This is a genomic window from Paenibacillus sp. P4_A9 (assembly GCF_056402415.1).
The window spans coordinates 1-6,405 of record NZ_JBFUHL010000117.1 but is presented as its reverse complement, the minus strand read 5'-3'; the positions used below and the strand labels follow the sequence as shown (position 1 = coordinate 6,405).

General features: G+C 33.4%; 9 protein-coding genes and 2 pseudogenes. All 11 read left to right on the top strand.

The window, feature by feature from the left end; genetic code table 11:
• Positions 1-112: 112 nt before the first annotated feature.
• Positions 113-685, top strand: coding sequence for a hypothetical protein (locus AC1DVJ_RS29240; RefSeq protein WP_477596129.1), 573 nt, complete (start codon positions 113-115; stop codon positions 683-685).
• 58 nt (positions 686-743) lie between these two features.
• On the top strand, positions 744-1,025 hold the full coding sequence (locus AC1DVJ_RS29235) for a hypothetical protein (RefSeq protein WP_477596127.1): 282 nt from the start codon (positions 744-746) through the stop codon (positions 1,023-1,025).
• A 7-nt stretch (positions 1,026-1,032) separates the two neighbouring features.
• Complete coding sequence (locus AC1DVJ_RS29230; protein WP_477596125.1) at positions 1,033-1,704, top strand: hypothetical protein; 672 nt, start codon at positions 1,033-1,035, stop codon at positions 1,702-1,704.
• Between the two features lie 288 nt (positions 1,705-1,992).
• A complete protein-coding gene (locus AC1DVJ_RS29225) occupies positions 1,993-2,727 on the top strand; it encodes an NERD domain-containing protein (protein ID WP_477596122.1) in 735 nt (244 codons plus the stop codon).
• Between the two features lie 22 nt (positions 2,728-2,749).
• Positions 2,750-3,727 (top strand): HNH endonuclease, encoded by a 978-nt coding sequence (locus tag AC1DVJ_RS29220; RefSeq protein ID WP_477596120.1) that lies wholly within the window; start codon positions 2,750-2,752, stop codon positions 3,725-3,727.
• A gap of 26 nt (positions 3,728-3,753) precedes the next feature.
• Positions 3,754-4,074, top strand: a complete 321-nt coding sequence (locus AC1DVJ_RS29215; RefSeq protein WP_477596118.1) for a pyrophosphohydrolase domain-containing protein — start codon at positions 3,754-3,756, stop codon at positions 4,072-4,074.
• Between the two features lie 5 nt (positions 4,075-4,079).
• Entirely contained in the window at positions 4,080-4,754 is a 675-nt protein-coding gene (locus tag AC1DVJ_RS29210; protein WP_477596116.1) for a hypothetical protein, read from the top strand.
• A pseudogene (locus AC1DVJ_RS29205) lies at positions 4,751-5,200 on the top strand (DUF6884 domain-containing protein). Before AC1DVJ_RS29210 ends, AC1DVJ_RS29205 begins: the two are co-directional and overlap by 4 nt.
• A complete protein-coding gene (locus tag AC1DVJ_RS29200) occupies positions 5,197-5,526 on the top strand; it encodes a nucleotide pyrophosphohydrolase (RefSeq protein WP_477596114.1) in 330 nt (109 codons plus the stop codon). The pseudogene AC1DVJ_RS29205 and the gene AC1DVJ_RS29200 overlap by 4 nt, the downstream one beginning before the upstream one ends.
• Positions 5,527-5,733: 207 nt before the next feature.
• A complete protein-coding gene (locus AC1DVJ_RS29195; RefSeq protein ID WP_477596111.1) occupies positions 5,734-5,937 on the top strand; it encodes a hypothetical protein in 204 nt (67 codons plus the stop codon).
• A gap of 46 nt (positions 5,938-5,983) precedes the next feature.
• Positions 5,984-6,405, top strand: a pseudogene (locus AC1DVJ_RS29190) (hypothetical protein); the annotation flags it as partial.

Sequence of the window (6,405 nt, the reverse complement as noted above, 5' to 3'; positions counted from 1 at the left end):
AATATAAATAGTCATACTTATATTGTAATTGAGATTAATAAATAAAAGGTCATTTTCATCAAAACAGCAAAGGTTAATCCAAAAAAAATAATTTAATCTGGAGGCCAAATAAATGCTGAAACAATCAACGCAAGAAACAGCTGCTAAAGAATTAGCTTCTTATTTATGCGATAAACACCAAAAGTACATATCCCGAGCATATAATCGTTTCCATGCGGAATACAGCGAGTGGTTTGTTTTACCTGCAAAAAGCTACGACCCTGCATATCAACATGGTAAATTTTCAATTATTCCAAATGATAAAGGATTTCACGCAAGTTTTTATATTGAAAAGGGATTTAACATACCATTAGAAATTGCAAAATCCTCTTCAGTTATTAAGAAAATCGATATTATGAATGAAAATTGGCAATGGCACAAATTTATGAAAGATATTAAACATAGTGAGTTTAAATTAGATGATACTTGGGAGATTGAGTTACAACATTATGAATTTGGAAAAGGATCAGAGATACAAGTAAGTAAATATCCAGGTTCGATGTTGTTGGAAGTTGCAGAAAACTTTACAAAGCCAGCATATGATTATCATTGGATAAACTTATATATTTCCCCATTGACCGATGAAAATGATATTCATAAATTATATGACAATTTTCTTTCTCTTTTTATAAAATGGATTAGATAGAGTGAAACCAAATAGGGTAAGTCTATTTGTCCCGAACAAGAATCGGAATAAAAGGTGGATGCAGTTAGAATGGTTAGTCAATTCAATATCCGCTGAAATGGATCACCTAAAAGGGGATATTACAGAAGATTCGGTTAGAGAATCAGGAATACCTTATGGAAGTTTAAATGGAACTAACACACGAATCACTCTAAATAATGACGATTCTATTAATTTGTTTGTTTCAGTCAATGAATTGATTAATTTTGAATCTAAGGAGTTTATCTCCTTTTTGGAAACACATTTCAATTCTTATTTAAGAAGAGTAAATAGGAATGATCTAATAATAGGAATGATCTAATAAAACGATGATTTTAAAGGAGAAAGAGGAATATTCAGTGATAAAATCAAAAGGGCAAATTATTGCAAATTACGTTAATAAATTAGAAATTAATATAGAGACAACTTGCAAAGAATTATGTGACAAAAGAGATACATTCACTGAGTTTGTTAGAAATGAATTTGGTAGTGCAATTGGTTTTTCAGCAGTAACAGAATCATTGTTGTCCGAGTGGTTTAGTACATATTTTAATGAATGCGCAGATATTAAAGTGCTTCCTGAGACAAAATACACCGCTGCAATTGGCAGTCAAAAATTAGATATCCCAATATTAAAAGATAATCAAATATCACTTGGTATCTCGGTTAAAGCAAGAACTGAAACAAGCGGATACCTAGATGGTGCCGATTTTCAAAACCCATTGATTAAAGAATTCGATCAATACTTAAAAGAAKGAACAGATGGTAAAATCGGTGTTCCAACTTATTTACAAGATATGGCACGAATCGAAAATTTGCAAAATGTACAGGTGGAACGGTTTAAGTCATTGACCATTACCTATGGTAAGTTAAATAACAAGAATGTTCATTGGATTGATAAGTTTACAAATAGATTTAATCATAGATACATTTTTTTATTGGATGAAGGAAATAGAACTTTAAAAGAAGTCTATGAAAGAGAAATACAGTCAATGAAATGACGAATTCGTAAGGATGGAGTAGAAATGGCAATTCCAATCTAGGAATAGTTTGTCGAATTAATCTTACTGAAACGAAAAACACCTCCTAAAAAGAAATAGGCAGACACGCGGAGATAATGGCCGCGTTTTTTAGTGCATTTATATTGGATACTTACTCTACTAATAGATGTAGTGGCAGGTGTTTACATTATAAAAGGAGATGTGCCTGGTTTTAGTTTATGCTAGACAAAAGCAACTATAAATTAACATGGTTCAATTTAACTATTCAACCACATAAGGAGTATTTATATGTCTATCTACATAATTCTTGTGATCCTTTTTATTTTAGGAATTGTATTGAAATCACCAACATTTAAAGGAATTATTGGCGAAAAGTCTGTTTCAATTCAATTAAACAAGTTAGATAAGGAAAGATATTTGATCTTACATGACATTACCATTCMTTCAATTAAAGGAAAGACAACTCAGATTGACCATGTAGTGGTGTCTGAAAACGGAGTATTCGTAATTGAGACCAAGAACTATACAGGCTGGATTTTAGGAGATGAGAAAGCGGATTATTGGACACAGGTAATTTATAAACGTAAAGAAAGGCTGTATAATCCTCTTAGACAGAATTATGGACACATCCAAGCTTTAAAGGCATTACTTGTAGATATTGATGAAGAGATATTTACTTCCATCGTATGCTTTAGTGCTAGGGCCGACTTAAAAGTCAATGTAACTTCAGAGGTCATTTATATAAAACAGTTAGTAAGCACCATTAGCAAATACAAATATGTTGTGCTTTCTAAAGATGAAGTGCACAAAATTCATAGTACAATTCAAGGTGCTGACTCGAAAGATGGAAATGTAAAGAAACATCATGTTAAAGCAATTAAGAATGATATAGCTGTCAAGTCTAATAAGATTGCTAAGAACGAATGTCCTAAGTGCGGTGAAGTATTGGTTGAGCGAAGTGGTAAGTATGGCAAGTTTAAAGGCTGTGGGAGTTATCCAAAGTGTAGGTTTGTTGTGAAATGACTTTTAGAAAACGGAGGATAAGATGAGATTTTTAGATAAATGGCTTCACATCATTCGTAATTGCTCATTCGACAACACTTATAAAGCAGCGTGGAGTAAGGCATTGACAGAAATTGCTGTCGATATGGACTTTAAAGATCATAAAAATGATATTGTGGGAATTAACCTAGAAATAATTTCACAAAAGGTAATTCGTTATTATTGGGAACAAATTTATTTCTTCGATTTAAAACAAAGTGCCAATCCGAATAAACCTCCTAAAATCGTTTCAGTTGTCAAGGAGCTGATTAAGGTTTATCAAGAAAAGACTGGTTCCAAACAACCGGTAAAATGGATTAGGGCAAACGTAGAGGATTTATGTAAAGGCGAGTATGAAAAGTCCATCAAGGAGATTGTACGAGTCTTGAAGCAGGACGTTAGTTATCGCTTCCTTCGAATTGAGGGTAAGGAAATAGAAGGCATCTACGAATATCAATTGAAAACTGATAGCTTGTATATAGAGGTAGAAAACTTAAAGAAGCTTAAGGACCATAGTTTAATCGTTTTCGATGCGATTAATTATCGTTGGACTCAAATGTTAGAGAACTTTAATCATTCGCCGCGTATCAGCAAAAAGGTTAAGATAATCGATGAAGAGAATGTTAGACGTAAACCATTGAGTAAGTTCTCTACATATATAAATTTTGAGAATCCTGAGAAAACATGTTTCTTGTGTGGTAACTTGATTGTTGGGGAAACACCTGCAATTGATCATGTAATTCCCTGGTCTTATTTGTATTCAGATGATTTGTGGAATTTGGTGTACTCACATCAAAGCTGTAATAGTAGCAAATCAAACGTAATACCAAGTGAGGATATGATTATTCGCCTAGAGGATAGAAATAGTGTGTTATTTAATATACTTCAAAAGAGTGGTATTAAGGACAAACATGTCTCTGAGTTAGAAATGGCAATTCAAAACAATCATGTAAAGAAGTTTTGGATTGCTTGTCAGGGCTGAAATTAAATACCGGGGAGAGAATTATTTTGAAGATATATAACAAGTTAGTTCGTGATAAGATTCCACAAATTATTGAAGAAAAGGGGAAGAAAGCTGCATTTAAAGTGTTGAGTGATGTTGAATATACAGTAATGCTTAATCAGAAACTTCATGAGGAATTTCTTGAGTATACTAATGCAATTGCAGAAGAACAAGTAGAAGAGTTAGCTGATCTTGTTGAAGTTGTATACTCAATATTGCAAAGCAAGGGAGTTAGCATTGAGGATTTCGAGAAGGTGCGTTTGACAAAAAAAGAAGAGCGTGGAGGGTTTGAAGAACGCCTATTTCTTGAAAGTGTCGAGGATTAAATGACATGAGCGCGACGGACAATAAACTGGAAATTTGGAAAGAGTTTTGTTCCAATTACAAAATATCTGAACTTGGTGTTCCATTATTTCAAACTAATGGTGATATTGTTGAAGTGTTTCAGTACGGTACAAGTAAAAGACAAATACTTAAACGTAGTAATCAAATGGAATCATTGGTCAAGGAACAAGTTTCGATTGTTGTAGATGACTTCAAAAAAGTTACTGACACATACGATGGCTTAATCTATATGATGTTTTGGAAGCAAGATGGTCAAGTTATTCCTCTTTATATAGGTAAGGCTGAGAAGTTTGGAAAAAAAGGTGGCAACCTGTCTGAAAACATCAAAGGAGATAGTGGTAAGTTTTGCCGCTGGGGATACAATTACGCTTATCATATTGGTGATCTAAGTGCAATTGTTTGTCCCGATCATTTAGAGTTAAAGAAAACTAAAAAGTATACAAAATGGGCTGAAATGTTGTTTGAAAAAACACAAACAGTTCACCCTAAACTTAAGGAAACCACCTATTTCTGGATTTCACCTTGGTCAAGAGATTGGCCGGGCGTCTGGAAGGAATTTGGTGAAACTTCTCTTACTTTTTTGGAATACTTATTGATCGGGCTAGCAAGTGAAGTCTTTCCAGACTCACTTCTAAACGAAGAAGGGGTCAATCGTAAATGAGGAGAATATGCATAATTCCTTGGGGAGCAAAGAAGATATGAGATGACCAACCAGAAGTTGGCTCAACAGAAGCGGAGAAAGTATACGTAGGGGCATTCCATCGTGCTTGTCAAAGCTATGCAAGAAAATTCTTTGATAACTGGGTAATTCTCTCTGCTAAGCATGGCTATTTATTTCCCGACGACTTGATACCCTGTGATTATGATGTGTCATTTAATAACAAGAGTTCAGAAGTGATAAGCATTAAAGAATTAAAAATGCAGTTGATAGAAAAGGAATTAGATCAAATTAAAGATATTGTTGTGCTAGGTGGTAAGAAATACGTTAATGTAGTTGAGCAAGTATATGATTCAAGTTACAATCTTAGCTATCCTCTGAGTGATTGCAAAGGAATTGGTTACATGCTCCAAAAGATTAATGCAGCAGTAGAGGGAGAACGTATATGAAAGACATTATTAAGCAAATAGTTGCCTTTCGTGATGATCGGAATTGGAAACAATTCCATAATCCAAAGGATTTAGCCATTTCAATTAGTCTTGAAGCATCTGAGTTATTGGAAAACTTCCAATGGTCATCTTCGGAAGAAGCGTTGAAAAATAAGAAAAAAAATATTGAAGAAGAACTTGCAGATGTTTTGATTTATGCTATTTTGGTTGCAGATGCAATGGAACTTGATATTGAAGATATAGTAAAAAGGAAACTTGAAAAAAATAATGAGAAATATCCAGTGGATAAAGCCTATGGTAGCAATAAAAAATATACTGAGTTATAAGTGAGGTGCGAATATGGCAAGTGTAGGATTACAACCTTCTGGTAACAAAGATGATAAGGAACATTACGACAATACTATTAAGAATCTCGGTAGGTATAGGAAAATATCTAAGCATATTGATGAATTTGAAAAAAATAAACTTGTAAGTATATATTGGACACAAAAATTAATACCTGTATGGGGTGTAACCCCATGGGAGGGTAGACTATGTCGCTAGAAAATATGTTCATCTCAAGATTGGATTACTTAAAAACCCAACTCAAATCTCTATCAGAAGATAGGTTTGTATCTTCTTATAAGAGAATAAAGCAGAAAGAAGCCAAGGGATTGCTTGAGGAGATTGAAAAACTGGAGAGAGATAATACAGAAATGAAACAAAAATTAAGTCAAATAAATGAACTGACAAGATGAAACGATGATTTCATGGTGAATTGATAATAGACTCTTGGAGGTTCTTATGACTCTTATAGAACTTGTTGAAAAGGAATTATTAAATCAGTCAAATGGAATTGATATTTACCGAATAAAGATCGTCCGACATGCAGAGCGAAAAGAGACAGCTTATAAAGTCTACGATCTGTATAAGCAAGGAATGTTAGATTTTTATCAAAGCGTTCAGAGTAAAAGAAGATTTGAAGATTGTAATTACATTTTGTCTTTTGTAGGCGGAGAAGGAAGTTCTGCTACTTTTGTTGGCACTTACATGGTAGGGACTAGAACTGATTTTGATAAAAACAAATTCATCATTCCAACAGGATTCCCATTCGATAAAGCATTTAATAAGGAGTCTTATTACCGTTATGAGTTAAAAAAGATAAACCTTCTTGATGAGATGATCGATAGATTAGTTGTAGATTGGGGTAATTATGCTGTTAGCTG